Genomic DNA, 24,782 nt, shown 5'->3' on the forward strand with positions numbered 1-24,782 from the left:
TTTTGGACGTATTTTCGCTGATCCCTCAGTTTGGTAATTTGCTGTACACCATCGGTGCGTTTGTGATCGCTCTGTCGGCGATTGTCGCTGTTCATGAATATGGCCACTATATCGTTGGTCGCTGGTCGGGAATACACGCCGAGGTCTTCTCGATCGGTTTTGGTCCGGTTCTTTGGAGCAGAGTAGACAAGCGCGGCACCCGGTGGCAATTCGCGGCTTTGCCCTTTGGTGGTTATGTCAAATTCCTTGGGGACGCCAACGCGGCGTCCGGCAAGGACGAGACTGCTATGTCTGAAATCCGGGAACAAAGCCCAGAAGAGCTTCGACGCACAATGCATGGCGCACCGCTTTGGGCACGATCTGCAACCGTTGCGGCCGGACCGGTGTTCAATTTCGTTATGTCGATATTGGTGTTCGGGCTAATATTCCTGTCACAAGGTGTTACCAAAAGCCCATTGACCATCGGAAAGCTCTACCCGCTTCCTGGCACTGTTCAGGAACTGCGTGAAGGCGATGAGATTTTGGCCATCGAAGGTCAGCCGCTGCCTGCGTTTGATGAGGGTGAATCGTGGACGGACTTTACGGATACATTGCCGGTCAAACCTGTTCTGGATTACACAGTCCTTCGGGATGATCAGACGCTGGATGTTGTCGGTCCTTGGTTGTATCCGCCCCTTATCCAGCAAGTTGCACCGCGCAGTGCTGCCATGGATATCGACCTGCAAGCCGGAGACGTCATCTACGCAGTCGACGGCGACCCCATCTATGCCTTTGAGCAACTTAAAGAACACGTGGAGCGGTCCGACGGCAAGGTTCTCTTGCTGGATGTGTGGCGCGACGGGGCCGAATTGGAATTTGCTTTGGCGCCGCGCAGAACGGACGAACCGCAGGAAGAAGGCGGGTTCGTGACTCATTGGCGTATCGGAATTGTCGGCGGCATGATGTTGGAACCCGAACGCGAGCCGGCTGGACTCATGACCTCCCTTAGCGGCGGAGTACAGCAAACACTGCGTATCATTGACGGGTCGTTGTCGGGACTGTGGCACATGATTACGGGCGCAATCAGCACCTGTAATATGTCAGGTCCTATCGGAATTGCCGAAACATCTGGCGCGATGGCCAGTCAGGGCGCGCAAAGTTTCATCTTCTTCATTGCGGTTTTGTCCACGGCCGTTGGACTGCTGAATCTGTTTCCAATCCCTGCTTTGGACGGCGGACATTTGGTTTTCTATGCATACGAAGCCGTGGCGGGCAAGCCGCCCAGTGACGGTGCTTTGCGTGTACTGATGGGTGTGGGCGTTTCCTTGATCCTTGGCTTGATGGTCTTTTCCGTCACCAATGATCTGTTCTGCTAAATAAGGCGCAACCGACCTGCGAAAGCCCCATTCCTGCCTCATTTTGCGACTAACTTTCTGACGAGTTTGAATGCCGCAGAGGTAGCCATGACACGTGTATTGAAAGATTCGTACAGAAGCTTCAGCTGTCTGTTCACGCTGAACTGGGATTCGATTTTGTTCTTTGGAGCGACTGCTTTGGCGTTGCTGGCATGCTGGTATCTCCTTCTCGCAGCCAATCTTTGCGCGGTCTGCCACACGTTGTTGTGATTCTTAACCAGCATCAGAATTAATATCATAGCGGCCCATCGGGCCGCTTTGCTTTTTGGCCTTTTGACAAGGAATATTAATCCCGCTACTCAGCATTAAAGTCCTAAATTTTTGGGTAGAGAAAAATATGACTGATAGGCGAGGCGCAGGCACATCCTGCGGGGGGCAGACGCAAGCAGACAACATTTTGTGGCGAGCGCTATCCGTAATTTCTTTTTGTGTTTTGTTGGGTTTGATGGCTGCACCGCAGTCCGCGCACGCTCAAAGCTTTACCATCAATTCGTTCGAGGTCGAGGGCAACAGGCGCATCGAAACCTCGACGATTATCACCAGGACAGGAATCGAACCCGGACAGACTGTCACTGCTGGAGAACTGAACGATGCCTTTCAGCGTTTGCTTGACAGTGGTGTTTTTGAAACAGTTGAGCTGACTCCGCGCGGCAATACTCTGGTGATTGAGGTCGAGGAATATCCGACCATTAATCAGATCAGCATCGAGGGGAACCGTCGCGTCAAAGATGACGTTTTGATCGAAGCCATATCGTCTGAGCCGCGTCGGGTGTTTACGCCGCAGGTCGCCGAAGCAGATGCGGACCTGATTGCTCAGATCTATTCAGCCCAAGGGCGTGTATCTGCCACGGTGATCCCGCGCATTATCCGCCGCAGTGATAACCGGGTCGATCTGGTGTTCGAGGTCGCTGAAGGTACAACCATTGAGATCGAGCGCGTCAGTTTTGTAGGCAACCGGGCATATACCGACCGCAGGTTGCGCCGTGTGTTGGAAACAAAACAGGCAAACTTCCTGCGTACCTTCCTGCGCGGAGACACCTTCATCGCGGACCGCATCGAGTTTGATCAGCAGGTCATTCGCGATTTCTATCTGTCGCGGGGCTATGTCGATTTTCGCGTCAACAGCACAAATGTCGAATTCACTCAGGAACGGGACGCGTTTTTTCTGGTGATGAACATCACCGAAGGACAAAAATTCTCGTTTGGACAGATTTCGACGGTCAGTGAAATTCCCGGCGTTGACGCCGCAGACTATCAGGCTGCTTTGAAGATTAAGCCAGGTGTCACCTATTCGCCCTCACTGATCGAAAACTCGATTGCCCGGCAAGAGCGTCTGGGGATCAAGCAGGGTGTTGATTTCTTGCGGGTCGAACCGCGCGTCACACGCAATCCAAGCGATCTGACCCTGGATGTGCAATTTGTACTCACCCGCGGGCCGCGCATTTTTGTTGAACGGATCGATATCGAAGGGAATACAACCACGCTGGATCGGGTTATCCGCCGCCAGTTTGACACAGTTGAAGGTGATCCGTTCAATCCCCGTGAAATCCGGCAGGCCGCTGAACGTATCCGCGCCCTTGGGTTCTTTGCTGTGGCTGATGTTGAACCCCGCGAAGGGTCTACTCCAAGTCAGGTCATTGTTGACGTTGATGTGGAGGAACAGCCTACCGGGTCGCTAAGCCTCGGTGGTAGCTTCTCGGTCTCGGATGGCTTTGGTATCGCCGTGGGCTTGAACGAGTCTAACTTTCTGGGACGGGGTCAAAACCTTGGCCTTACCCTTTCAACGGCTCAAGACTCGGAGCAATACGTTGTCAACTTTACCGAACCCTACTTGCTGGGGCGTAGGCTGCGTTTTGACTTGGGGCTTGGTCTGGCAACAACCAATTCCAGCTTTGCCAGCTTTGACACCGAGCGTCTCTTCTTTGCCCCTCAGCTAAGCTATGCAATCGGTGAACTGTCGTCGCTGCGCCTTCGCTATAATTGGGAAAACAGCGAAATGACGCAGCAGGACGATGAAATAAACGGAGCTGTCATTGCGTCGGAGATTGCTCAGGGTGAGCGTTCGACCAGTTCTTTGGGCGTGTCTTATGTGTATGACAGCCGACTTGGTGGCTTGAACCCCAACGCGGGCGTGCTGTTTGAAGTTGGTGTCGATGCCGCGGGATTGGGCGGAGACAATGAGTTCTTCAAATCCACCGCACGTGCAATCGCGCAGACCAGAGTTTTGAGTGAAGAAGTGGTGCTGCGGGCATCGCTTGAACTGGGCGCGCTTCATTGGACCGGAGATGACTTCAGCCGAACACTTGACCGCTTTGTCTTGGGCCCAAGCACGTTCCGTGGCTTCGAGCCGTCGGGTATTGGCCCGCGTGACCTGTCCAATGGTCAAGACGACGCGATCGGTGGGAACTATTACTGGGTCGCGCGGTTTGAATCCGATTTTCCCCTTGGCCTACCTGAAGAGCTAGGTCTGCGGGGTGGTGTATTCTACGACGTGGGCAACCTGTACAATCTTGACGACGTGAACACAGCCGGTGCTGACATTGTGGGTGAGGACGGGTCGATCCGACATGTCATCGGTGTATCCCTTCTTTGGGACACCCCGTTTGGTCCGCTGCGCTTCAACTTCTCGAAGGCACTGGTGAAAGAGGACTTTGACCAAGAGCAGAACTTTGACCTGACCATTCAGGCGCGGTTCTGATCAGGCGATGTCATACTTGATACAGTCTAAGTTGCAGGGCCCTTTATGGGCCCTGTGCGTTTTGCTGAGTGCATTTTTCGTTTCTGCGACACAGGCGCAGCAACTCTCGGTTCCATCGTCGACGGTTTTGACTATTTCAAGCGAGCGATTGTTTGCGGACTCGGAATTCGGTCAGCGCGTTTTGCGTGAGATCGAGGCCGAAGGAACTTTGCTGGCGGAGGAGAATGAGCGGATCGTCGTCGAACTTAGTAAAGAGGAAAAGGATCTGACGGAACTGCGCACGCAAGTAACTCCAGAAGAGTTCCGTCCTTTGGCCGAGGCGTTCGACAACAAGGTTCAGACACACCGCGATGGACAACGCGCCAAGCTGGACGCTTTGTCTCGCAGAAGTGAAGAAGCGCAGCAATTGTTCTTTGAGACGATCCAACCAGTCCTGATCGACCTGTTGCGCGAGACCGGGGCCACGGTCATCATAGAACGGTCGAGCGTTTTTCTCAGCTCGGACCGTACGGATGTGACCGAGACAGCCATCGCGCGGATAAACGCCGCGATCGGAGACGGTCAAGCGCTAGAAAGCCAAACTGACGAATAGGTTTGCTTGCCCTCAAGGCGCGGTGTTGCTAACCACGCGTCAAACAGCAATCCAGTACGGGACGACGATACGATGACGACGGAAACCAAGAGCGCAGACATACAGCTGATCCAACGGATCTTGCCGCATCGCTATCCGTTTTTGCTGGTTGACAAAGTCGTTGATATTTCCGGCTATCAGTCTGCTGTTGGGATCAAGAATGTCACAATGAACGAACCCCATTTTCAGGGTCACTTTCCCGGCACTCCGATCATGCCCGGCGTTACCATTGTTGAAGCGATGGCACAGACTGCAGGTGTAATGCTGGGGGTGGGTATGGATGTGATCGACAGCGAGCTGTTGATCTACTTCATGAACATCGACAAATGCAAATTCCGGCGCAAAGTGGTTCCGGGCGATGTGCTGGAAATGCATGTCGAAACCGTGCGGGGCAAAAAGGGCGGGAAGATCTTTAAGTTTGCAGGTCGCGCGACTGTAGATGGCGAAGTGGCCGCCGAAGCTGAATTCTCGGCCTATGTAGACTGGGACATGGAAAAGACGACATGAACGGCATCCATCCAAGCGCAATTATCGAAGACGGCGCGCAGATTGGTGAAGGCTGTATCATCGGTCCGTTCTGCTATGTCGGTGCGCAAGCCAAGCTGGGCGAGCGCGTTGAATTGAAATCGCATGTTGTTGTCACAGGCGACACAGTTATCGGTGATGAGACCGTTGTGTTCAATTTCTCGGTCATTGGAGAGATCCCGCAGGACTTGAAGTTCGGCGGCGAGAATACGCGGTTGGAAATTGGCAAACGTAACCGGATCCGTGAACATGTGACCGTGAACACGGGAACCGAGGGCGGTGGCGGCGTAACCCGGATCGGCGATGACTGCCTGTTGATGGCCGGTGTGCATGTGGCGCATGACGTGCAGATTGGCAATCGGGTCATCATGGTGAACCACGCAGGAGCCGCCGGACATTGCATCATCGAGGATGACGTGATCGTGGGCGGTATCTCGGGCTTGCATCAATGGGTGCGGGTCGGGCGAGGGGCCATTATTGGCGCGCTGACCATGGTGCCAAATGACGTCATTCCCTACGGTTTGGTTCAGGCACCGCGGGGCGAATTGGACGGGCTGAATCTTGTTGGCCTGAAACGCAAAGGCGTTTCGCGGGAGGATATCTCGGCTCTGCGTGCCGCGTTCAAAGAGCTGTCGACCGGAGACGGGACGTTCATGGAGCGCGCGCATCGCGTCGGTGCCGAAAATGAGAGTGAATATGTCCAGCGGATCGTGGATTTCGTAACCGGGCAATCAGATCGATCCTTCCTGACCCCGAGGAAATGAACCGATGCTGGCATTGATCGCGGGAACAGGGGCTTTGCCCGCCGAGGTGGTTGCCCAACTGGTTGAACGTCCGGTCATCTGTGCGATGGAGGGGTTTCCCCCTGATGTTCTGGATGCCGACGTCACCTTTCCACTCGAGCAGTTGGGAACTTTCATTGCAGATTTGAAAGCGCGTGGCGTAACGCAAATCTGCATGGCGGGCGCGGTCCAACGACCAGCGATTGATCCCAGCCGTATCGATGCTGCAACCATGCCTTTGGTGCCCATTTTGCAGCAGGCCATCATGTCTGGTGATGATGGCGCGTTGCGCGCCGTGATCGAAATCTTCGAGATTGCGGGCCTTGAGGTCCGCGCCGCACATGAAATAGCCCCCAATCTGCTGCCTAAGCTTGGGTCACTGACCGGGGCCCGGCCATCAGAGGCGGACCTAACCGATGCCGATCGCGCAGCAGGCATTGTGCGTGCCATGGGCGCTGCGGATATTGGGCAAGCCTGCGTGGTCTCGAAGGGACAAGCGCTCGCAGTTGAGGGGATTTTCGGCACAGCCTGGATGCTGCAATCTCTGACGCAACGACCGGATGCAGGCGGGGGTGTTCTGTTCAAGGCCCCAAAACCCGATCAAGACCGTCGTGCGGATTTGCCAGCGATTGGGCCGGATACGGTCTCGGACGCGGTCGCCGCCGGTTTAGCGGGGATTGTCATCGAAAAGGGTGGGGTGATGGTGCTGCGACGCCAACAGGTCATTGCCGAATGTGACCGGTTGGGTCTGTTCCTTTACGTGCGCGAGCGGACCATCTGATGCGTGTTTTCGTGGTCGCCGGTGAACCCTCGGGCGACCGCTTGGGCGGCGCTTTGATGGAGGGGCTGCGCACCCTTGAACCTAAGGTACAGTTTGACGGGGTTGGCGGCCCTTTGATGCAAGCGCAGGGTTTGGATAGCCGTTTTCCGATGTCGGAACTGTCGGTGATGGGGCTGGTCGAAGTGCTGCCCAAATTCTTCCATCTGAAACGCCGTATTGCCGAGTCTGCGCAGGCGGTTCTGGATACAAAACCCGATGTTCTGATCACCATCGACAGCCCAGACTTTTCGCTACGGGTCGCCAAGTTGGTAAAAGCGCAAAGCAACATCCGCACGGTTCACTATGTGGCCCCCAGTGTTTGGGCGTGGCGTCCGGGGCGCGCGGACAAGATGGCCAAGGTGATCGACCACGTGTTGGCGCTGTTACCGTTCGAGCCGCCCTATATGAAGCGCGCGGGTATGGAGTGCGATTTCGTCGGGCACCCTGTCGCCAGCGAACCTGTTGCAACCAACGACGAGATCGCGGCGTTTCGCAACGCCTATAATTTAGCAAATTCGCCGCTGGTGCTTGGTTTACCCGGCTCCAGGCGCGGTGAGGTTGACCGGCTGGCTCCGGTCTTTGGTCAGGCTTTGGCCCTGTACTTGCAGGACCGCCCAGATACGCGCGTCGTGGTGCCGGCTGTGGCGCATATGGTTGATACTGTCCAAACCCATATCCAGAACTGGCCCGGCAACCCGGTCGTTGTCGACCCGCGTGACATACCTTCGGACAAGGCGGTCTCTCAGAAACGGGCTGCCTTCGCCGCTGCCGATCTGGCATTGGCCGCGTCGGGCACCGTATCGTTGGAACTGGCAGCACAGGCGACGCCTATGGTTATCGCCTACCGGCTCAGTTGGTTGACGCAGAAAATGGCCGAACGGATGGTGAAACTTGACACGGTTACGCTGGTCAACTTGGTGTCTGAAACCCGCACGGTGCCTGAGTGCCTGCTGGACGAGTGTCAGCCAGAGAAAATTGCGTTGGCATTGTCAGGCGTGGCCAATGCGCCGGAGGCGCAAAAACATGCGATGGATTTGACCATGGACCGGCTTGGGCGAGGCGGCGAGGCACCCGGCCTGCGCGCTGCCCGTGCCGTCTTAGAAAGAATGCGCTGAACCGATGTTAGAGCATCTGCTATTCGCAATTTCCGCGGCTTTGGTCACAGTGTCGACCAATCTGGACAATCTGGCGGTATTACTTGGTCTGATCGTGGTGGTCAGCGCCCGTCGCGCTGCGATGGGCTTTATCATCGCCCAACTCGGTATTCTGATCGTGTCGCTCGCCATTGCCAGCGGGCTGAGCCAAACTGGCATACTGTCGTGGATCGGCTATCTGGGCGTCATTCCCTTGGTTTTGGGCCTGCGCGGTCTCTGGCGGCAATTCACCCTACACGGCTCGACTGAGACGCAGGATTACAGTCACGTCTCGTCGATTATTGCCCTGTTCCTCAGCCTGTCCATCGACACATTGGCTGCAATGACCCCGTTACTTGCCGATTCAACCACGACGTTTCGACTTGCTGCCTTGATCGGAGCGGTTGTCGCCATTTTGGGTGTTTCCGCAATCGCCGTGATAGGAGCGCCGCATGCTCAAAGCCTTGCGCCACGTTTCGCACGGCTAGAGAGGATCACACCCTATGTCATGATCTTGGTCGGTCTTTATATTTTGCTTAACACGCCAACCGACGTACTTTAGCAATCAGTACCCTCGCCAGATCCAACCGCCGCCGAAAATCCGGCTTCCCTCCGACGCATAAAACACACAGGCCTGCCCCGGCGAGACACCTTCTTCCGGGGTCAGCAACTCGACCTCGGCCGTCGTGTCCGAAAGCGGGCGGAGGATCGCTTCGCGCGGGGGACGGGTTGAGCGGACTTTGACCTTTAAGTGCCATTCGTCGCGCGAGGTAAAGGGCTCATCCCCCAGCCAGTTGATCTCGCGCACGGGGATGGTGCGGGTGGCTAGCATTTCTTTTGGACCAACGACGACCTGCTTTTTATCCACGTCCAGCTTGACCACATAAAGCGGCTCAGTCAGACCACCAATACCCAGACCGCGGCGCTGCCCGATCGTATAATGGATCACACCGTCATGCTGCGCCAACACGCGGCCATCGGCATGAACAATCTCGCCGGGTTCAGCCGCACCCGGGCGCAGCTTTTCGATGACGCTTGCGTAATTGCCGTTGGGCACAAAGCAGATGTCCTGACTGTCGGGCTTATCCGCTACTGCCAGCCCATATTGCGCAGCCATTTCACGTGTGGCGTCCTTGGACGGCAAGTGTCCCAAGGGAAAGCGAAGAAACGACAACTGTTCGGGTGTGGTCGAGAACAGGAAATAGGACTGGTCGCGGTTCGCATCCTCGGCGCTGTGCAGTTCCGGGCCGTTGGGGCCCATTTTGCGTTGAATATAATGGCCGGTCGCCATGCAGTCTGCCTCAAGATCCTTGGCAGTTTCCAGCAGATCCTTGAACTTCACACGCTCATTGCAGCGAATGCAAGGGACCGGGGTTGCGCCCGCCAGATAGCTGTCGGCGAATTCATCAATCACCGCGTCCTTGAAGATGTTCTCATAGTCCAGAACATAATGCGGAAAGCCTCGTTCCTCGGCAACGCGCCGGGCGTCATGGATGTCGATCCCTGCGCAACACGCGCCCTTCTTGGCCAACGCCGCGCCGTGGTCATAAAGCTGAAGCGTCACACCGACCACATCGTACCCCTGATCGGCCAGGTGGGCGGCGACGACAGAACTGTCCACACCGCCAGACATGGCTACGACCACCCGGGTTTCCGAGGGCGGTTTGGCAAAACCAAGCGAGTTTAGCGGTGTCTCGGTATCGAGGGCCATGACGATTCCAGTGCGGGTTAAGAAAGACCGGCAGAATATAGGAAAATTCTACACACTCTCAAGGGGCGGTTTCACCGCACATTAAGTATGGTGGTGTCAGCTTTGTCGCAGCAGAAAAGGTTGGAAAGATGTATTTGCACAAAGTTGAAGGGCCACGCTCCGTAACCCAGCCGGATGGAACGGTTTTATCCAGATCGGACCTACCTCCGGAAACCACCACACGTTGGGTGGCGTCGCGAAAGGTGATTGTTGTACGTGGCGTCCTTTATGGGTTGATCACCTTGGCCGATGCCAAAAAACGCTATGGGCTTAGTGATGAAGAATTCAATTCGTGGGTTTCCGCGGTCGCAGAACACGGAACAGAAGCTTTGAAGGCGACCGCATTAAAAAAATATCGACAACCTAAAGATGAAAGTGAATAAATGATTCAACGGTAACGTCAGATTAACCATTTTTGAGCAGGTTTGATTTGAATTGGTAAATTGAACCGAATTGGAGCAGTAAATGCGAATACTTCTTGTCGAGGATGATCCCACAACATCGAAGAGCATCGAGTTGATGCTGACCCACGCGAACCTGAATGTCTATGCGACGGATCTGGGCGAAGAGGGGATCGATCTGGCCAAGCTTTACGATTATGATCTGATTTTGCTGGACCTGAACCTACCGGACATGAATGGCCATGAAGTCTTGCGGCAGTTGCGCATTGCGCGGGTGGAAACGCCTATTCTAATCCTCTCGGGTGCCGACGATACCGAAAGCAAAATCAAAGGCTTCGGATTTGGTGCTGACGACTATATGACCAAGCCATTCCATCGGGAAGAACTGGTGGCCCGTATCCACGCGATTATCCGGCGCTCTAAAGGGCATTCGCAATCCGTTATCCATACAGGACGTGTCGCCGTTAACCTGGATGCGAAAACGGTAGAGGTCGAGGGGCAAACCGTTCACCTGACAGGCAAAGAGTACCAAATGCTGGAGCTTCTGAGCCTTCGTAAAGGCACGACGTTAACCAAGGAGATGTTCCTGAACCATCTGTACGGCGGAATGGACGAGCCGGAACTTAAGATTATTGACGTCTTCATCTGCAAACTCCGCAAAAAGCTGAGCAATGCAACCGGCGGAGAAAATTACATCGAAACCGTCTGGGGCAGGGGTTATGTGCTTCGTGATCCGCAAAGCAACAGTATGGATGACCGCCGACTTGCCGTCGGGGCCTGACTTTTTCCAAAACAACAGCCGCTTTGGTCCGTGGCGGCCTGCTCACTCACTGAACAGCACATCTGGACCTGACCATGGCCTCGCCCTATCACTGAGGTCCAAGAAGACTTGACGGGGCGAGGCCATGAGCAATTCAATTCCGGTTTCAGAGCTGACAGAAGGTCAGGCGCAGGCAGAGCTTGCGCGGTTGGCAGAGCTGATTGCACAGGCAAACCAAAAATATCATGCAGAAGATGCGCCGGATATTTCCGATGCGGAATACGACGCGCTCAAAGCAAGAAACTCTGCCATTGAGCAGAGTTTCCCACATCTAAAACGTTCCGACAGCCCGTCAGAGCAAGTCGGTGCGCGACCGGCTGATGGATTCTCAAAGGTGACACATGCGGTTCGCATGATGTCCCTTGGAAATGCCTTCGAAGACGGAGATGTCGCTGATTTTACACGCTCGATTCGGAAATATCTCGGACTCGACGATGCGGTACACCTGGCATTTACTGCCGAACCGAAGATCGACGGGTTGTCATTATCACTGCGCTACGAGAATGGGGAATTGGTTCAGGCGGCGACGCGTGGCGACGGCGAGGTTGGTGAAAATGTTACGGCCAATGCGCGTACTATTGCAGACATTCCGCATGTTCTAAAAAATGCACCAGAGATTCTGGAGGTACGCGGCGAAGTTTACATGCCGCACGCTGATTTTGACGCTCTGAATGCACGGCAGGCCGAGGCAGGGGACAAGACTTTTGCCAATCCTCGGAACGCGGCCGCCGGGTCTCTCAGGCAGTTGGATGCATCGATCACGCGCGCACGACCGTTGCGGTTTTTTGCTTATGCGTGGGGCGATCTATCTCAACCTTTGGCGACGACGCAGATGGCGGCGATTGAGCAACTGGCCGCTTACGGTTTTTCAACAAACCGATTGACCGCGTTATGCGACACAACCCGGCAGATGCTGGACCACTATCGCGATATCGAGGCTCAGAGATCGACTTTGGGCTACGACATTGATGGAGTTGTCTACAAGGTAAACGACCTCTCGCTGCAAGCGCGTCTTGGGTTCAGATCCACCACACCAAGATGGGCAATTGCGCATAAGTTTCCGGCGGAACTTGCTTGGACCCGGTTAGAGGCTATCGATATTCAGGTTGGACGCACTGGGGCGCTTAGCCCGGTCGCTCGGCTGCATCCGGTCACCGTGGGCGGCGTGGTCGTGTCCAATGCGACCTTGCACAATGAAGACTATATCGCTGGGCGCGATGCAAAAGGCGGGACCATTCGCGACGGCAAGGATATTCGCGTCGGAGATTGGGTTCAGGTCTATCGCGCTGGGGATGTCATTCCAAAAGTGGCTGACGTTGATATAGCTAAACGACCAGCCAGCGCGGAAAAATTCATCTTCCCGACGCGATGCCCCGAGTGCGACAGTGATGCAGTGCGTGATGAAGGGGATGCCGTCCGGCGCTGCACAGGTGGAATCGTTTGTCCCGCGCAGGCCGTTGAAAAATTAAAACATTTTGTATCTCGCAAGGCGTTCGATATCGAGGGGTTGGGCGCCAAGCAAATAGAAATGTTCTATGATGACCCGGATCTGCCGATCAAAACTCCGGCCGATATCTTCACATTGCAACAGCGGGATTCTGCGAACCTTAACAAGCTGGCAAACAGAAAGGGTTGGGGCGCACAAAGCGTCGGTAATCTGTGGGACGCCATTGATGAAAAGCGGCGCATTCCGTTTGGTCGCCTGCTATTCGCACTCGGTATTCGACATATGGGAGAGGCCGCCTCGAACCTTGTGGCGAACCATTATGGCGCTTGGGATGAGTTCGAAGTTGCAATCACGGCAGCCAGCAGCTTTGACGGGCCTGAGTGGGAAGACCTGCTGGCCATTGATGGCGTGGGTGAGGTCATGGCCAGGGCTCTGGTCTCGGCTTTCGCGCAAGTGGCAGAACGTGAAACGATTGATTCACTCGTTGCCCAGCTGGACGTTGAGGATGCAAAACGCCCCGATACAAGTGGCAGCCCCGTCGCCGGGAAAACTGTCGTTTTCACAGGGACGTTGGAAAAAATGACCCGAGCCGAGGCCAAGGCCCGGGCAGAGGCATTGGGTGCCAAAGTATCTGGGTCTGTCAGTAAAAAGACCGATATTCTTGTGGCGGGACCAGGAGCCGGATCGAAGGCAAAGAAAGCTGCCGAACTTGGCATTCAGACCCTTGATGAAGATGGCTGGTTGCAACTTATTGGTTCGGCATGAGTGGTCGTCCTGAACTTCTGTTTCCCTTATTTGCCCGTTTGGAAACTTTAGACGGCGTCGGCCCCAAAATTGCGCAAAATCTCACGCAATCTGGTGTCGAAACTCCGCGAGATGTTCTATTCGGGCTGCCTTATGCGGTTGTCGACCGGCGTAGAAGGAACACGATTCAGGGTGTCGATCTGCCAACTACACTGACGGTTGAGGTAACCGTTGGTGTGCACCGCCCATCGCGCAACAAGGGCGGTGCTTACCGCATCCATGTCGAGGATGCGCAAACGGAATTCCAGTTGGTCTTTTTCCATGCACGTGGCGATTACCTCAAAAAGATGCTTCCAGAGGGGGCGCGCAGGATCATTTCGGGTAAGTTGGAGTTGTTTGACGGAATGGCTCAGATGGTTCATCCCGACCATATCCTGCCCATCGAAAGCGCTGGTGACATTCCCGAGTTCGAACCGGTGTATCATTTGACGCAAGGCGTGACGCAAAAAGTCGCGTTCAAGGCGACCCGTAGTGCTTTGTCCCGCGCTCCCGCTTTGGACGAGTGGATCGATCCGGCTCAGGTGGGACAGCAGGAGTGGCCAAGTTGGATCGATGCAATAACAGCTGCGCATGGACCAAACGGGGCCGACGATGTGTCCGCGCATGCTCCCGCGCGGCAAAGGCTGGCTTATGATGAGCTGTTTGCGCATCAGGTAACACTGGCACTGGCACGGCAACGCGAACGCAAGGCCCGCGGTATTGTGAGCATCGGCACAGGGCGATTACAATCCAAGGTTCTGCAAAACCTGCCATACACTCCGACTGTTGCGCAGATGCGGGCGATCGACGAAATCAGTGCCGATATGGCCTCTGATGCGCGTATGAACAGATTGCTGCAAGGCGATGTCGGGGCCGGGAAGACACTGGTGGCGTTCATGGCGTTGTTGGTTGCCGTCGAAGCCGGTGGTCAGGGTGTCATGATGGCACCGACTGAAATCTTGGCGCGACAGCATCTGGAAGGCTTGCGCCCGTTGGCCGAACAGGCTGGTATCGTGCTTGAAATCCTGACCGGACGCGACAAAGGGGCCGAGCGGCGCGCCAAGTTGGCGGCGCTGCAGCAGGGGAACATTCATATCCTTGTTGGTACACATGCCGTGTTTCAAAGTGATGTAGAGTTCAACGCGCTGCGGTTGGCGATTGTGGATGAACAGCACAGGTTTGGGGTGCGTCAGCGAATGGAACTGTCTGAGAAAGGGCAGGGCGCGGATGTATTGGTCATGACGGCCACCCCTATCCCCCGCAGCCTTGCTTTGGCGCAATATGGCGACATGGACGTTTCGGTTCTTGACGAAAAACCACCGGGTCGAAAGCCCATCAAAACCGCCATCGTCAGCACCGATCGGATGGAGGAAGTTGTCAGCCATCTGCGCCGTGCCATCGACGAAGGTCGTCAATGCTATTGGGTTTGTCCATTGGTAGACGAATCCGAGGTCTCAGACCTGACTGCGGCTGAAGAAAGGTTCAAGCGGCTGCGCGCCCTACTGGGTGAAGATGTGGTCGGTCTGGTACATGGCCAGATGCCCGCTGCCGAAAAAGACGCCGCGATGAAAACCTTTCAAGAGGGTCACACCAAAGTTCTTGTGGCGACGACTGTTATCGAAGTCGGGGTGAATGTCCCGAACGCCTCGATCATGGTGATCGAGCGCGCTGAAATTTTTGGACTCGCCCAGCTACATCAGTTGCGGGGTCGAGTCGGGCGAGGAGAGGCGGATTCGACTTGCTTGTTGATGTACCAAGCGCCGCTGAGCGACGGGGGACGCAAGCGGCTAGAGGTACTGCGCGAGACAGAAGATGGGTTTCGAATTTCCGAGACCGATCTGCAAATGCGCGGCGCCGGTGATCTGATCGGCACGGCGCAGTCTGGTCTGCCTAAGTTCAGAATTGCCGATCTTGAGCGGCAAGCCGGTTTGATGGCGATCGCCCAAAGCGATGCCCGGAATTTACTGGGTAAGGATCCAAAACTTACGACTAAACGGGGCAAAGCCGTTCGCGTTCTATTGTGGTTAATGAAGCAGGATGAAGCGATCCGTTTACTTTCAGTTGGTTAACAATAAAGTTCGCAAATGTTCTTAAAAAGTTCTTTACCGAATCGGGGAAATATGAGAACAAAAGGTCAACAAAGGATTAAAACCCTGACCGGAGGTGACCCATGCTGACCCAGATCAAGACCGCGATAAGCCGCTCGCACACAACTTTACTGCAAGATGCGGCGGGTGCGGTGTCTTTGGTGGTCATGTTGATGGTCGCTCTTCACCTTCCTGCAGTGTTCTGACCCTTTCTGCCTGCGATCTCGTGCCGAATATCCCGCGCTGTCATCCCCATTTGAATCAAGGGTGACCTGCCTGTCCCAATTCCCTTGAAGGGCCATGCCTCGGCCCTGCGCGGACCTCCGGACCCCACATGAGACACGCACAGCCTGCCGCCGCCCTTTCCGCCCGGAAGGTGCGGCGGCTTTTTTATAGCTGACCGGTTTTCATGATTTCCAACATCGCCGACAGGACGGAATTCACCGCGACCGAAGCAAGTATCATGCCCATTACGCGGCTGATTATCGCTGCTCCGGAATGTCCGATCAGGCGAATAATAGGCTCGGCCAACAACATCAACACAAACGCGACCGCGACAACTGAAAGCATGACCAGCGCAGTGATGCCCTGATCCGCGGCACTGTAGCGGTTATTGTCGGTTAGAATGACAATAGCCAACATCGCGCCAGGCGAGGCCAAAGATGGAACTGCCAGAGGAAATATCGCGGGATTGTGCTGATGTAACTTGTCCTGCTCGTCGTCCTCGGCCGCTTTCTGTTCAACGTCTTGCTTACTTTCGCCGAATATCATTGTGAGTGCGAATAGAAACAGGATGATCCCTCCGGCCACTTGGAAGGAATTAAGGCCGATATCCAGCGCCTCAATCAACAACTGGCCAAAGACAAGAAAGAACAGCAGAACACCGGCACTGATAACTGACGCCAGCAGCGCCATTTTGCGCCGAGCCGCGGCCTCGAGCCCGGCGGTGACTGCGATGAAGACGGGAATAGTACCGATGGGATCAATAACGACCCAAAGCGTCACAAAGTGTTCGAGCAGATTATTCAAATCGGTCGCTCCGCTGATTTCACAGGAAGTTAGACCGGATCACAAGAAAACGCTACGCTTAGGCGCAATTGGCTTGTTCGGCCTGTTCCATTGCCTCGGCGGTGGCATCCAGCGCCAGTAAGATTGAGGCATGCCGGTTCTTGTAATCCCGCGCGGGCATCAGAACCTCTAGGCCATCAAATGGCGCGTCTGGGGCAGGGCCGTTTTTCTTCAACATCGCCGACAACTGATCGCGCGCAGTTTCGACCTGTGCCCGTGTGGCTCCGATAACGCCAGCTCCGACGACAGCAGCCGAGGCTTGGCCCAAAGCACACGCTTTAACATCCTGCCCGAATTCGGAGACACGCCCATTCTCTAGCTTGACGTCAACCGTTACCGTTGACCCGCACAAAGGCGACCGTTTTTTCACTGTGGCATCCGGGTTTTCCAACCGATCCAGATGCGGAATATCGGAAGCCAAAGCAAGAATGCGGCCGGAGTAGAGCTTGATCAGGTCATTTTCGCCGGACATGGCTTTCCCTCATTGACTGTTCCCCATACATAGTCAGCATCCATCGGGATGCAAAAGGTTTTTACCATGACAGGAACAGTCGCCTTCGACCCTTCCACCTTAAAATACAACGAGGCCGGTTTAATCCCCGCCATTGCCCAGGACGAAAACTCGGGCGAGGTGTTGATGATGGCCTGGATGAACATGCAGGCGGTTGAAAAAACGCTGTCCTCCGGGCGCGTAACTTATTGGTCTCGATCCCGGCAATCCTTCTGGATCAAGGGCGAAAGCTCGGGCCATGTGCAGGAGTTGGTTGATTTTCGCGTCGACTGTGATCGGGATTGCCTGCTGGTCGTCGTGCGACAAACGGGACCGGCCTGCCACACGAACAGGCGCAGCTGTTTTTACACCGCAGTTCGTGACGGTGACGAGGTCGAGCTGATGTCACCTATGGTGTAGGCCCACCATCTCACGAATGTCTTCCGGGCTGGCTCCATCAGCCCGGTATTTAGAAATAGCGCGGGCATCATCCCGCTTGGCCAGTCTTTTACCGATATCGTCGCGGATCAGGCTGTGGTGGTGATAAGAGGGGCGCGGCAGCCCCAGAAGAATTTGTAGAAGAATATGGATTCGAGTTGCCTCGAACAGATCGCGCCCACGCACGACCCGCGTTATTCCCTGTTCGGCATCATCCAGAACCACCGACAGGTGATAAGACGTACCCATATCTCGGCGCGAGAGAACGACATCTCCAATCGTATTAACCAAATCTGCCCGGCTGAATGAAATTTGCCCGGTTTCACGGTTCGGTCCAAAGCCGGTTTCCAGAAAACTCATCTCGATTTCGGGGGAGACGACCCTACTGGCTTGTTCCATATCCAACCGCAGAGGAACATTTCGCGGCATAGCACCCGTCCGAATGGCTGCGTTACGACAGGTTCCGGGATAGATAAGCCCGTCCGGCCCTAAGAGAGGAGCACCCTCCTGCGGTGCGCTGGCGGCTGCGGCGATATCCCTGCGGTTACATGTACAAGGATACAGCAGGCCTTGCGACCAGAGGTCCTCAAGTGCTGCTTCATATACGTGCAAGCGTTCGCTCTGACGCAGAACCGGGCTTGGCCAGCTTAATCCAAGCCACTCAAGATCATCATAAATCTGATTTTCCCAATGCGTTCTAGAGCGGGATCGGTCGATATCTTCGATCCGCAACAGGAATACGCCTTGCTGATCCGTAGCCATATCGCTGGCCAGCAGCGCCGAATAGGCATGCCCAAGATGTAATGGGCCGGTCGGAGAAGGTGCAAACCTGGTTGTGAATGTCACGCTTTTTCAACAATGTAGACGTCGGATTTAAGGTCCATTCCAGGAAGGTGCGGACCATATTCGCGAAATAGCAGCCGCGCGGCCCCCATATCAAGCCAATCGTTCAGGCGGCAGGTGTAGGTGTGATCCTCAAGCGTGTGATCATTAAAGGAAAATGCGAGTAGACCGCCTGTGGGCAAAGCATTCATCAGCATATCAAACGTCTCGGGCGGCGCGGCGCCTACACTTATTACACCAATTGCAGCGATGGCTTTGTAGCCTCCGACTTTCAGCGGGTTCGGATCCGCGATATCAAAAGTGCTTAGGGTTCGGTAAACGCCTTTGGCCTTTGCGCCTTCTAGCATTTTCGGCGTCGGGTCGATGCCGTCAATCACCTGAAATCCGACAGCGTTCAGGGCCTCGCCAGACAGGCCAGTTCCACATCCATAATCCAGAATTGGCGTCTGAGGTTCGGGAAGCTTGGACCAGAGCGCCTCGGCCACGCGGCCGGGGGTTGCATACCCGTGCGCCTCGACTTCTGAATCATAGGATGAGGCCCATTTCTGATAGTGATCGCGCGTGGCCTCGGGCGTGTCGAGGCCATAGACGTCCTTTAGATAATCATCGCTCATATCACCATGTTAGGCTTGTTCAGCGTCACACGTCCAGTCAGCATTGGGTGAGCCAGTCAGTCCAAGCCGCCTTGGCGCGATCCGTATAAGCCTTGTAGCGATCTTTGCGTCCCCGACGTCCGCCCTTAAGACCGTCGACAGGACGGAACAGGCCAAAGTTTACGTTCATAGGCTGAAACGTCTTGGCCTCGGCCCCACCTGTGATGTGGTGGATCAGGGCCCCCATGGCGCTGTCCTGCGGAACGTCCGGAAGGGTGCGACCCAGCATCTCGGCTGCAGCGAGCCGTCCCGCCAACAACCCCATGGCTGCACTTTCGACATAACCTTCTACGCCGGTGATCTGCCCTGCAAACCGGATATTGGGACGTGATTTCAAACGCATCTGCTCATCCAAAAGGGTTGGAGAGTTGATGAACGTGTTGCGATGAATGCCGCCCAGACGGGCAAAACTGGCATTCTCAAGTCCGGGGATCATCCGAAAGACGTCCGTTTGCGCGCCGTATTTCATCTTGGTCTGGAAGCCGACGATGTTAAACAACGTCCCCAGCGCATTGTCCCGACGCAATTGTACAACCGCATGCGGCTTGACCTCGGGCTGATGCGGGTTGGTGAGACCGACCGGCTTCATCGGGCCATGGCGCAGCGTTTCCCGGCCACGCTCGGACATGACTTCGATCGGCAGACATCCATCGAAATAGCCCGCCGTTTCGCCCTCGTGGAATTCGGTCTTATCGGCAGCCAGCAGAGCGTCGATGAATGCCTCGTACTGGTCTCGGTCCATGGGGCAATTGAGATATGCGGTCCGCTCTTCCTCGGTCTCGCCCTTGTCATATCGCGACTGCATCCAGGCTTTGCTCATGTCGATACTTTCTGCGTAGACGATGGGCGCAATTGCATCGAAAAACGCCAGTGACTCGGCCCCTGTCTCAGAACGGATCGACTCGCCAAGCGCGGCCGAGGTCAGTGGACCGGTTGCAATGATCCAGTGGCCGTCATCGGGCAGGGCAGTAACTTCTTCTCCGGTCACTTCGACACGTGGATGGGCGTGCAGCTTGTCTGTGACAGACTCGGCAAAAGGGTCGCGGTCCACGGCCAACGCTCCGCCCGCAGGCAAGCGATGAGTGTCTGCGGTTGTCATGATCAATCCGTTGGCTGCCCGCATTTCCCAATGCAACAGACCCACAGCGTTCTGCTCATCATCGTCGGACCGGAACGAGTTCGAACACACCATTTCGGCCAGATTTCCAGTCTGATGCGCAAAGGTGCCCACTTTGGGTCGCATTTCATGGATCACCACGTCAACGCCCATTTCCGCAGCCTGCCAGGCCGCCTCGGACCCGGCCATGCCGCCGCCCACGATATGCAATTTCTGTGTCATGCGCTGCCACATAGGGCACAGCACAAAGCAACGCAAACCCTCATGGGGCGGAGCTCTTACATTTTCTGGGAAATTTTGGGGTCGCCGCTGCGGGAATGTCAACGCTGGTGAGAGAGACCAGCTCGGAGGGACCTTCCGCCTACGGCGACCCAAAATACGTAATTCGGCCTTAGCCCTGTCTCAGCATTGCCACAGTGTTGCCCTTTTGAAAAGTCCAAAAATGCGAACAGTGTATAAAATACTTAAGAACATTTGCGTTATTGCTGCCAATTTGGCGGTCTTTTTTCGATAAATGCTGATATTCCTTCCTCGGTATCCCGATGCAGCATATTCTGCGCCATTACCTCACCGGCATAGTCATAGGCTTTTTCGATTGGCATATCGAGTTGCTGGTAAAAAGCTTGTTTGCCGATCTTGACCGCCGACCCAAGCTTGTCTGCCAACTTTTCCGCCAGTGCCTGACTTTCGTGTTCAAGCAGCATTTCAGGGACGACGCGGTTGACCAGCCCAAGCTCTGTTGCGCGCTCAGCGGATATGAAATCGCCTGTGGTCAGCATTTCAAACGCCTTCTTTCGCGGAATATTGCGACTGAGCGCCACCATCGGCGTCGAGCAGAACAGCCCGATATTTACCCCATTTACGCCAAACCTTGTGCCTTCGGCGGCGACGGCAAGATCGCAGGTGGCCACTAATTGGCACCCGGCCGCGGTCGCAATACCATGAACCTGCGCAATGACGGGTTGGGGTAGGGACTGGATCGACAACATCATCCGCGCGCATCTGGCAAAAAGATCCTGGAAATACGCTTTGCCACCGTCTTCGCTCTGACGACCGGCAGTCATTTGTTTTAGGTCATGCCCTGCGCAGAACGCTTTGCCTTCGCCCGACAGGACAACAGCGCGGATCGTCTGGTCTTCGCACAACGTGTCGAACTCAACCTGCAAGGCGGTCAGCATTTCGTCGCTCAGGGCATTAAGCCGCTCTGGTGCGTTCATTTTCAACCTTGCAACCGCACCCGTGTCGCGACGTTCCAGAATTCCCATCTTGCCCTCCGATCTGATGTGGGGCCAACTCTAGGTCGGCAAATCGAGGAGGGGAAGTATGTCATTGGTTCTGAACCGGGAAGAGTTAAGCGACTACATGCATCAGATCTTTCCGCAAGTTCATCGCGATTTCGTAGTCGAAGATCTGACCGAAGACAAAATCACCATGCGGCTGGTCGTTGAAGACCGTCATTTGCGGCCGGGGGGAACTGTGTCGGGTCCGTCGATGTTCGGTCTGGCGGATGTCTGCGTTTACGCGATTATTCTTGCACGCAAAGGCCGACAGTCTCTGGCTGTTACGACAGGTTGCTCGATGGATTTTATGCGCAAACCAGATGGAGCGCGGGACATGATCGCACATTGCACCTTGCTGAAACTTGGAAAAACTTTGGCCGTTGGTGATGTGCTGATGTTTTCAGAGGGCTCAGATAAACCTGTGGCCCGTGCGACAATGACTTATTCTCTGCCGCCAGAAGGCTCGGCGGCAGCAGCATTCGGATAAAAAATGGCCGGGTCAAGCCCGGCCAAGGAAGAGGTCCCAAATGGGACTGGGGATTTGTTACCCGTGCCAGAACGGGCGATTGATTTCGCGGTCGGCCTGATGGCGGGTCAACCCGACGTCACGCAGCAACCGATCATCCAGCTTTGACAAATTTACCCTGCTGCGGCGCTGTCGCTCCCACTTGGTGACAGTCGCCGCAAACCGCACGGCCAGCGATGCGATCAGCGGCAACCGAGGGCTGTCGTTCAGCAACAAAAGGGCAGGGGTGTGCATTGCGCGTGTCATCTTGGGTATCCTTTCAAATTGTATTGACACAAACGTAATATGTTCGGTATGTGTGATTGATACATTCCACATTGTGTTAAAATCAAAGGAAGAATTGTAATGGATACAATTTGGCCGGAATCACTGCCGAAATCCAAAGGCCCCAAGTATACTCTGGTGGCCGATGCAATTCGAAAAGCTATTGATAACAATTTACTGGAAGTCGGAGCCAAGTTGCCTCCGGTCCGGGAGCTGGCGTATCGGTTACAAATCACACCGGGCACTGTGGCGCGCGCCTATACTATTCTGACCGATGAGGGGTTGCTGCATGCCGAGGTGGGGCGTGGTACATTTGTCGCCCCTCCAAAATCGCCGATACTGGACGACGTTTGGGCACGGCAACTGCATTTGCGCGAGGACAAGTATAGCGCAAATGTCAGCCTGTTCAGCCCACGCTTAGCCGATGTGGGGCAAGTGGCCCTGATCCGCGAGTGCTTGCAAAAAGTTTCGCATGCGGATCCGGGATTGTTTCTGAACTACCCCACCCGAGATGCTTACAAACCCATGCGTCAGGCGGTGGTCGAGTGGTTGTCGGATCTGCCCTTGGGCGCATTGTCCCATGATGACATTGTACTTACGCACGGGGGGCAGAACGGCCTTTGCCTTGTCTTCCAAACAATCCTGCGAGGACCCAAGCCCATCGTTTTGGTGGAAGACTTGTCTTACGCGGGATTCCGCAGAGCCGGGGAACTCATGCGCTCTGAAGTGGTCGGCGTAAAGATGGACAAGTGGGGAATCGACCCCAGCGCAATGGAGCACGTTCTGCGCCAGAACCCTGCCCAGGCTGTTTGCGTGTCTCCTGAAGTGCAAAATCCCACCGGCGCGCATACGCCACTTGAGCGAAGGAAAGAGGTTGTCGAAATCGCGCGACGCTTTGATCTACAAATAATCGAGGATGATTGCTACCGAATGGGCGAAGCGCGTGAACCCAGCTATCGAGCTCTTGCACCAGAGCGGGGGTGGCACGTGTCCTCCATCTCCAAGACGCTGACGCCCGCGCTGCGTGTTGGTTTCGCTATTGCGCCGCGCGAACGAAGTGTAGATCTGCGTCGGTCGGCTGAATACGGTTATTTCGGTCTTGCGCAGCCGCTTGCCGAGTTAACTCGGTTAATGTTGTCCGACCCCCGCACGCGGCGCATTGCACGCGATGTTCGACTGAAAATGGGTGAATATGTTCGCGTGACTGTGAATGCTTTGGGAGGGTTTGACCTGAAATGGGCACCGGACGTGCCTTTTGTCTGGCTAAACCTGCCCTCCGGTTGGCGCGCCGCAGCGTTCAGTCGTGCGGCGGAGCGGGAAGGCATCCAACTGCGTTCGGCTGATGAATTTGCTTTACGGGATGGTCGTGCGCCGAACGCAGTGCGTATTGCAATGAACGGCCATGTCTCATTGGAAAGGTTCGAGGACGCAATGCAACGCCTGCGCAACCTACTAGACAATCCGCCCGAGCAAATCAGCGTTTAGATTGGGGTAAAATAATACCTATTTTATAAGTATCTGTTATTGCTTGATTTAAAAGACATTGCTGTTGTTGACCTGCGCCACACTCCCCTCTACATACGCTCCATCGAATTCGGACCGCTCTGACTTGGGGCGGTCTTTCACATCAAACAGGACTATCCTGCCATGAAAACCTTTTCTGCAACACCTGCAGACATCGACAAGAAATGGATCCTGATCGACGCTGAGGGCGTTGTTCTGGGCCGTCTTGCCTCGATCGTCGCCATGCGCCTGCGTGGCAAGCACAAAGCGTCGTTCACCCCGAACATGGACATGGGCGACAATGTCATCGTGATCAACGCTGACAAAATCCAGATGACCGGCAAGAAGCGCGAAGAGAACTTCTACTGGCACACTGGCCACCCGGGCGGCATCAAGTCGCGCACCAAACAGCAAATCCTGGAAGGTGCACACCCCGAGCGCGTCGTAACCCAAGCGGTCAAGCGCATGCTGCCGGGCAACCGTCTGGCGCGCAAGCAGATGACCAATCTGCGCGTTTACGCTGGTGCCGAGCATCCCCACGAGGCGCAAGCGCCCGAAGTTCTGGACGTGAAGTCCATGAACAAGAAAAACACCCGGAGCTAATGACCGATGGCTGATCAGATCAATACTCTCGAAGAGCTGAGCGCCGTCGCAGGCGTTGAAACCGTGGCTGAGGAGGTCATCGTGCGCGAGCCCGTCCGTGACGAGCTGGGCCGTTCCTACGCCACCGGCAAGCGTAAAGACGCTGTTGCCCGCGTTTGGATTAAGCCGGGTTCCGGTAAGGTTACCGTGAACGGCAAAGATCAGGACAAGTACTTTGCTCGCCCCGTTCTGCAGCTGATCCTGCGCCAACCGTTCCAGGTTGCCGGTGTGGAAGGTGAGTTCGACGTTGTTGCAACCGTCAAAGGCGGTGGCCTGACCGGTCAGGCCGGTGCGGTCAAGCACGGCATCTCGAAAGCGCTGCAACTGTACGATCCCTCGCTGCGTGGCGCTCTGAAAGCCGCTGGCTTCCTGACCCGCGACAGCCGCGTTGTGGAACGTAAGAAATACGGTAAGCGCAAAGCTCGTCGTTCGTTCCAGTTCTCGAAGCGTTAATCGTTTCGAATTCCGAATTCCGAACGGTCGCAAGAAATTGCGGCCGTTTTTTTGTCGAAACCTTTTGCGAGGTGTGGCCGGTTTTCGATGTGCAGATGATAGCACCCCCGCGCTGAATCATCGGCAAGTAACTTGTTTGTAGCGTCGAAAAAGGCGCAGCGGGGCCGATTTTACGTCAACCAGAACAATTCAGGCCAAACACTTGGTCGGTATCTCGGTTGGATGACCCGGCAA

General features: G+C 55.4%; 26 protein-coding genes. 18 read left to right on the forward strand and 8 right to left on the reverse strand.

What is annotated here, in order from left to right:
• Window positions 1-2 precede the first annotated feature (2 nt).
• The 8 genes from rseP to GOW48_RS02630 all read left to right on the forward strand — a co-directional run bounded on the left by rseP (window position 3) and on the right by GOW48_RS02630 (window position 8,545).
• Window positions 3-1,355, forward strand: a complete 1,353-nt coding sequence (rseP, locus tag GOW48_RS02595; RefSeq protein WP_170751130.1) for an RIP metalloprotease RseP — start codon at window positions 3-5, stop codon at window positions 1,353-1,355.
• A 484-nt stretch (window positions 1,356-1,839) separates the two neighbouring features.
• Window positions 1,840-4,092, forward strand: coding sequence for an outer membrane protein assembly factor BamA (gene bamA / locus GOW48_RS02600; RefSeq protein WP_234899465.1), 2,253 nt, complete (start codon window positions 1,840-1,842; stop codon window positions 4,090-4,092).
• A 61-nt stretch (window positions 4,093-4,153) separates the two neighbouring features.
• Window positions 4,154-4,684, forward strand: a complete 531-nt coding sequence (locus tag GOW48_RS02605) for an OmpH family outer membrane protein (RefSeq protein WP_269149602.1) — start codon at window positions 4,154-4,156, stop codon at window positions 4,682-4,684.
• A gap of 72 nt (window positions 4,685-4,756) precedes the next feature.
• A complete protein-coding gene (fabZ, locus tag GOW48_RS02610) occupies window positions 4,757-5,230 on the forward strand; it encodes a 3-hydroxyacyl-ACP dehydratase FabZ (RefSeq protein ID WP_170354127.1) in 474 nt (157 codons plus the stop codon).
• Window positions 5,227-6,012, forward strand: a complete 786-nt coding sequence (gene lpxA, locus GOW48_RS02615; protein WP_170751136.1) for an acyl-ACP--UDP-N-acetylglucosamine O-acyltransferase — start codon at window positions 5,227-5,229, stop codon at window positions 6,010-6,012. The genes fabZ and lpxA overlap by 4 nt, the downstream gene beginning before the upstream one ends.
• A gap of 4 nt (window positions 6,013-6,016) precedes the next feature.
• On the forward strand, window positions 6,017-6,811 hold the full coding sequence (locus GOW48_RS02620; RefSeq protein WP_170751139.1) for an LpxI family protein: 795 nt from the start codon (window positions 6,017-6,019) through the stop codon (window positions 6,809-6,811).
• Complete coding sequence (lpxB, locus tag GOW48_RS02625) at window positions 6,811-7,965, forward strand: lipid-A-disaccharide synthase (protein ID WP_170751141.1); 1,155 nt, start codon at window positions 6,811-6,813, stop codon at window positions 7,963-7,965. The genes GOW48_RS02620 and lpxB overlap by 1 nt, the downstream gene beginning before the upstream one ends.
• Before the next feature lie 4 nt (window positions 7,966-7,969).
• The gene (locus tag GOW48_RS02630) at window positions 7,970-8,545 is read left to right on the forward strand and encodes a hypothetical protein (protein ID WP_170354131.1); all 576 of its coding nucleotides are present in this window, start codon (window positions 7,970-7,972) and stop codon (window positions 8,543-8,545) included.
• Window positions 8,546-8,548: 3 nt separating this feature from the next.
• Here GOW48_RS02630 and mnmA read toward each other — a convergent pair whose 3' ends face one another.
• Window positions 8,549-9,694 (reverse strand): tRNA 2-thiouridine(34) synthase MnmA, encoded by a 1,146-nt coding sequence (gene mnmA / locus GOW48_RS02635; RefSeq protein WP_170751143.1) that lies wholly within the window; start codon window positions 9,692-9,694, stop codon window positions 8,549-8,551.
• Between the two features lie 128 nt (window positions 9,695-9,822).
• Here mnmA and sciP point away from each other — a divergent pair, with 128 nt between their 5' ends.
• The 5 genes from sciP (at window position 9,823) to GOW48_RS22605 (ending at window position 15,477) form a co-directional block, all read left to right on the forward strand.
• Window positions 9,823-10,116 (forward strand): CtrA inhibitor SciP, encoded by a 294-nt coding sequence (gene sciP / locus GOW48_RS02640; RefSeq protein WP_170751145.1) that lies wholly within the window; start codon window positions 9,823-9,825, stop codon window positions 10,114-10,116.
• Between the two features lie 82 nt (window positions 10,117-10,198).
• Complete coding sequence (gene ctrA, locus GOW48_RS02645) at window positions 10,199-10,915, forward strand: response regulator transcription factor CtrA (protein ID WP_170354134.1); 717 nt, start codon at window positions 10,199-10,201, stop codon at window positions 10,913-10,915.
• A 124-nt stretch (window positions 10,916-11,039) separates the two neighbouring features.
• Window positions 11,040-13,166 (forward strand): NAD-dependent DNA ligase LigA, encoded by a 2,127-nt coding sequence (gene ligA / locus GOW48_RS02650; RefSeq protein ID WP_170751147.1) that lies wholly within the window; start codon window positions 11,040-11,042, stop codon window positions 13,164-13,166.
• Entirely contained in the window at window positions 13,163-15,253 is a 2,091-nt protein-coding gene (gene recG / locus GOW48_RS02655; RefSeq protein WP_170751149.1) for an ATP-dependent DNA helicase RecG, read from the forward strand. The genes ligA and recG overlap by 4 nt, the downstream gene beginning before the upstream one ends.
• A gap of 101 nt (window positions 15,254-15,354) precedes the next feature.
• A complete protein-coding gene (locus GOW48_RS22605; RefSeq protein ID WP_269149600.1) occupies window positions 15,355-15,477 on the forward strand; it encodes a hypothetical protein in 123 nt (40 codons plus the stop codon).
• Window positions 15,478-15,661: 184 nt separating this feature from the next.
• Here GOW48_RS22605 and GOW48_RS02660 read toward each other — a convergent pair whose 3' ends face one another.
• A complete protein-coding gene (locus GOW48_RS02660) occupies window positions 15,662-16,300 on the reverse strand; it encodes a MarC family protein (protein WP_170751151.1) in 639 nt (212 codons plus the stop codon).
• Window positions 16,301-16,358: 58 nt separating this feature from the next.
• Complete coding sequence (locus tag GOW48_RS02665; RefSeq protein ID WP_170751153.1) at window positions 16,359-16,811, reverse strand: iron-sulfur cluster assembly scaffold protein; 453 nt, start codon at window positions 16,809-16,811, stop codon at window positions 16,359-16,361.
• A 48-nt stretch (window positions 16,812-16,859) separates the two neighbouring features.
• On the opposite strand from GOW48_RS02665, the gene hisI reads away from it, so the two are divergent.
• On the forward strand, window positions 16,860-17,249 hold the full coding sequence (gene hisI, locus GOW48_RS02670; protein WP_170354139.1) for a phosphoribosyl-AMP cyclohydrolase: 390 nt from the start codon (window positions 16,860-16,862) through the stop codon (window positions 17,247-17,249).
• Here hisI and gluQRS read toward each other — a convergent pair.
• From gluQRS to GOW48_RS02690, 4 genes are all read right to left on the reverse strand, one after another.
• Complete coding sequence (gene gluQRS, locus GOW48_RS02675; RefSeq protein ID WP_170751155.1) at window positions 17,235-18,113, reverse strand: tRNA glutamyl-Q(34) synthetase GluQRS; 879 nt, start codon at window positions 18,111-18,113, stop codon at window positions 17,235-17,237. The genes hisI and gluQRS overlap by 15 nt on opposite strands.
• Window positions 18,110-18,724: a class I SAM-dependent DNA methyltransferase gene (locus GOW48_RS02680; RefSeq protein WP_170751157.1), complete on the reverse strand. Its 615-nt coding sequence runs from the start codon at window positions 18,722-18,724 to the stop codon at window positions 18,110-18,112. The genes gluQRS and GOW48_RS02680 overlap by 4 nt, the downstream gene beginning before the upstream one ends.
• Before the next feature lie 37 nt (window positions 18,725-18,761).
• Complete coding sequence (trmFO, locus tag GOW48_RS02685; protein ID WP_170751159.1) at window positions 18,762-20,102, reverse strand: methylenetetrahydrofolate--tRNA-(uracil(54)-C(5))-methyltransferase (FADH(2)-oxidizing) TrmFO; 1,341 nt, start codon at window positions 20,100-20,102, stop codon at window positions 18,762-18,764.
• Window positions 20,103-20,359: 257 nt separating this feature from the next.
• Window positions 20,360-21,145, reverse strand: a complete 786-nt coding sequence (locus tag GOW48_RS02690) for an enoyl-CoA hydratase (RefSeq protein WP_170751161.1) — start codon at window positions 21,143-21,145, stop codon at window positions 20,360-20,362.
• Between the two features lie 58 nt (window positions 21,146-21,203).
• On the opposite strand from GOW48_RS02690, the gene GOW48_RS02695 reads away from it, so the two are divergent.
• A complete protein-coding gene (locus GOW48_RS02695) occupies window positions 21,204-21,647 on the forward strand; it encodes a PaaI family thioesterase (RefSeq protein WP_170354144.1) in 444 nt (147 codons plus the stop codon).
• Window positions 21,648-21,704: 57 nt separating this feature from the next.
• Here GOW48_RS02695 and GOW48_RS02700 read toward each other — a convergent pair whose 3' ends face one another.
• The gene (locus tag GOW48_RS02700) at window positions 21,705-21,932 is read right to left on the reverse strand and encodes a DUF1127 domain-containing protein (protein ID WP_170751163.1); all 228 of its coding nucleotides are present in this window, start codon (window positions 21,930-21,932) and stop codon (window positions 21,705-21,707) included.
• Between the two features lie 99 nt (window positions 21,933-22,031).
• Between GOW48_RS02700 and GOW48_RS02705 the strand changes: the two genes are divergently transcribed.
• The 3 genes from GOW48_RS02705 (at window position 22,032) to rpsI (ending at window position 24,548) form a co-directional block, all read left to right on the forward strand.
• Window positions 22,032-23,435, forward strand: coding sequence for an aminotransferase-like domain-containing protein (locus GOW48_RS02705; RefSeq protein ID WP_170751165.1), 1,404 nt, complete (start codon window positions 22,032-22,034; stop codon window positions 23,433-23,435).
• A gap of 162 nt (window positions 23,436-23,597) precedes the next feature.
• The gene (gene rplM / locus GOW48_RS02710; RefSeq protein WP_170354147.1) at window positions 23,598-24,056 is read left to right on the forward strand and encodes a 50S ribosomal protein L13; all 459 of its coding nucleotides are present in this window, start codon (window positions 23,598-23,600) and stop codon (window positions 24,054-24,056) included.
• Between the two features lie 6 nt (window positions 24,057-24,062).
• Entirely contained in the window at window positions 24,063-24,548 is a 486-nt protein-coding gene (gene rpsI / locus GOW48_RS02715) for a 30S ribosomal protein S9 (RefSeq protein ID WP_039535473.1), read from the forward strand.
• Window positions 24,549-24,782 lie beyond the last annotated feature (234 nt).

The organism is Ruegeria lacuscaerulensis (assembly GCF_013033355.1).
GTDB classification, from domain to species: Bacteria; Pseudomonadota; Alphaproteobacteria; order Rhodobacterales; family Rhodobacteraceae; genus Ruegeria; species Ruegeria lacuscaerulensis_A.